This window comes from Streptomyces sp. HSW2009 (genome assembly GCF_040240285.1).
Taxonomy (GTDB): domain Bacteria; phylum Actinomycetota; class Actinomycetes; order Streptomycetales; family Streptomycetaceae; genus Streptomyces.
The window spans coordinates 1-3,132 of the sequence record NZ_JBEHZD010000739.1; the positions used below are offsets into that span (position 1 = coordinate 1).

Here is a 3,132-nt window from a genome sequence, read left to right on the forward strand (position 1 = left end):
ACCCAGGAGGGCGGGCCGACCAGCCACAGCGCGATCCTGGCGCGGGCGCTCGGCGTGCCGGCCCTCCTGGGTCACGAAGCCGAGCACCAGCGCCGGGTCGAGCAGCGCCGTGTCGGCGGGCGCCAGGTCGCGGGCGACCAGCACGTACGGGTGGTCGCTGTCGGGCACGCCCGGCATCGGCACCCCGAGCAGTCGCGCCACCAGGCGGTTGCGCACGTCGTCCAGGTCGGCGACGCGGCCGGCCAGGTATTCACCGGCGCCCAGGAGCAGCACCCGGTAGGCGGCGAAGGCGTCGTAGACCGCGCGTTCGGCGGTGCCGCCGTCGGCGATGCGCCGTTCGACGTCGGCGGCCAGCTCCGGGTCGCGCGCCATCAGGGCCTGCGCCTCCAGCACGTCCTGTGCCTCGCCGCCGGCCAGGTTCCCCCGCGCGATCAGGTCGGCGGCCACCCACTCCACGGCCTGCCGCGACCGCGCCTGCTCGCGCTCCACCTCGTCGGCGGCGATCGTGCGCACCGGCGGCTCCAGCACGGCGGTGCCCATGTGGCGCACCTCGCCCACTGCTACCCCGTCGCTCACCCCGACGCCACGCAGCACCGTCTCCATCAGACCCATCTCCCGTTCCACCGATGAAACCCCCGCATCCGCACCCGCGCCCGTTTCCGCGGACACGCCGACGCGGGGCGGTCGTCCCGCCCCGCTCTGCCGCGGGTGGTCACCGACCACCCGCCCGCGTTCTACTGCCAGCGGAAGAGGACGCCCTGCGCGGCGACCTCCCCGTCCTCCACGACCTCGCTCAGCGCCTCGGCGGTGGCCTCAAGGGCGACCACCGGGCAGACCGGCGACTTGCCGGCCGCTTCGACGGCGGCCGGGTTCCAGCGCACCACCGGGTCGCCGACCTGCACCGTGTCGCCCTTGGCGACCAGCAGCTCGAAGCCCTCGCCGTTCAACTGGACGGTGTCGATGCCCAGGTGCGTGAGCACCCCGTGGCCCTCGTCGTCGACGACCACGTACGCGTGCGCGTGGAGCGAGACGATGACGCCGCTGACCGGGGCGACGGCCACGCTCTCCTCGCGGGCCGGGTCGATGGCGGTGCCCGGGCCGACCATCGCGCCGGAGAAGACCGGGTCGGGAACGGCGGCGAGGCCGATGGCACGCCCGGCCAGGGGGGACAACACGAGGGTCATGGGAAGCCTTTCAACAGCGAGGGTGGGGTGGTACGAGCACGGTGGCGGCCGACCGGCGCAAGCCGCCGGCCCCTCGACCGCCACCGTGGTGGGACACGACTCAGTGGGTCTCGGTGACCTTGGCCAGCGCGCGGGGCGAGTCCGGGTCCTGGCCGCGGGCGATGGTGACCTCGTACGCCAGCATCTGGAGCGGCAGGATCTCCAGGATGGGCTGCACCTCCTCGGCGACGCCAGCGGTGGGCAGCGCGAAGCCGGCGGACGCCTTGGCGGCCTCGGCCTCGGTGCCGATCACCACGAGGTCGGCGCCGCGGCCACGGAGCCGCTCAAGCACCGGCTGGAGCGCCTCGCCGCCGCGCCCGTCGGTGACGATGGCGATGACCGGCGAGACGTTGTCGACCATGGCCAGCGGGCCGTGCAGCAGGTCGGCACCGGAGTAGGAGAGGGCCGGGATGTAGCTGGTCTCCATCAGCTTCAGGGCGGCTTCCTTCGCGGTCGGGTAGCCGTAGCCGCGGGAGGTCAGCACCATGCGCTCGGCGAAGCGGTAGCGGCCCGCGAGGACGCGCACCTCCTCCTGCCGGTCCAGGATCTGCCGGGCCAGGTCGGGCAGGACCTTGGCCGCCGCGCCGTCACCGCCGGCGAGCCCCTCCACGAACAGGTACAGGGCCAGCAGCTCGGCGGTGTAGGTCTTCGTCGCCGGCAGCGCCTTCTCCGGGCCGGCCAGCACGTCGATGTGGTACTCGGAGACCTGGGCCAGCGGCGAGTCGGCGTTGTTGGTGACGGCGAGGGTGATCGCGCCGGCGTCGCGCGCGGCCCGGGTGGAGGCCACCAGGTCGGGCGAGCCGCCCGACTGGCTGACGGTGATCACCAGCACGTCACGCAGGTCGGGCTTGGCCTCGTACGCCGTGGTGGTCGACATCGAGGTGAGGCCGCACGGCAGACCGAGCCGGATCTCCAGCAGGTACTTGGCGTAGAGCGCCGCGTTGTCCGAGGTGCCACGGGCGGTCAGCAGGACGAAGCGGGGGTTGCGGCCCGCGATGGCCTGGGCCACCTCGCGGATGCGGGGCGCGCCCTCCTCCAAGATGCGACGCAGTACCTCGGGCTGCTCGGCCATCTCGCCGGCCATGATCCGGCCCGGACGATCTTCGTGCTGAGCGGCAGTCGTCGCCGACATGTAGGTGCCTCCCATTGGGCGCTGTGAAGCGCGGATGGTGATCTCCCGCGCGTCTTATTTGTACCCCGTACCGCTTCAGAGGTCTAGTCCACTCTCCCGCGTGGCGCGGGGTGCCCTGACGGGCACTCTGCGTGCGGGTCAACGCCCGCCCGCAGGGCACCAGTCGGTCCCCGCTACCCCGTTCGAGTGCCCGCCGGTGCGGGTGAGCCGGGGGCCGGCGACGTGACCGCTGGACGCGGGCCGCCGTTGGCCCGGTGTGACGACGACGCGGCGTGCCACTTCATACCACCGCCGACGACCCCTGCGCTCCCCGACGGAGGCGAAGGCCACGTGTACAACGGGTGCGGAAACGGTTCGGCTCACCCAGCAACCTGCGCCGACCGACGCGCCGGCCCCGGTCCCGGCGCTGATCACCACGCCGGTACGGGTCGCACCGGCCCCCGCAGCGCCCCTCCCGACCGGCCTTGCGGCTCCCCTCTCCCCCGTCTCCCCCACTCAGGCGGCACGGCTCTCCGACGCCCCGGCCCCGCTCCCGCGCCCGCCGGTCCCGACGACTGACGTGCCGATCTACGCGGAGCTGGCAGGGCGCTGGAGCGCTGCGGGGCGGGCGGTGCCGGGCGCGTACGACGAGGAGTGGCACGCATTGGTCCGCGGGCCCGCGTGGCCGCGGGAGGGGACGGACCGCGGGGCGGGCCAGGGGGCGGACACGCCGGGGCTTCGACCCCCCGCGCCCCGCCGCCCGCGCGGCGGCCCCGCCCGCCGCGGCGGCGGCCACCG

At 74.5% G+C, this 3,132-nt stretch carries 2 protein-coding genes and 1 pseudogene; all 3 read right to left on the reverse strand.

Going from position 1 to position 3,132, the window contains the following annotated elements; translation table 11 throughout:
* Positions 1-60 precede the first annotated feature (60 nt).
* A pseudogene (locus AAHZ94_RS31525) lies at positions 61-603 on the reverse strand (phosphoenolpyruvate-utilizing N-terminal domain-containing protein); the annotation flags it as partial.
* A gap of 131 nt (positions 604-734) precedes the next feature.
* Positions 735-1,184: a PTS sugar transporter subunit IIA gene (locus AAHZ94_RS31530; protein WP_349997131.1), complete on the reverse strand. Its 450-nt coding sequence runs from the start codon at positions 1,182-1,184 to the stop codon at positions 735-737.
* 100 nt (positions 1,185-1,284) lie between these two features.
* On the reverse strand, positions 1,285-2,355 hold the full coding sequence (locus AAHZ94_RS31535) for an SIS domain-containing protein (RefSeq protein WP_349997132.1): 1,071 nt from the start codon (positions 2,353-2,355) through the stop codon (positions 1,285-1,287).
* Between the last annotated feature and the right edge of the window lie 777 nt (positions 2,356-3,132).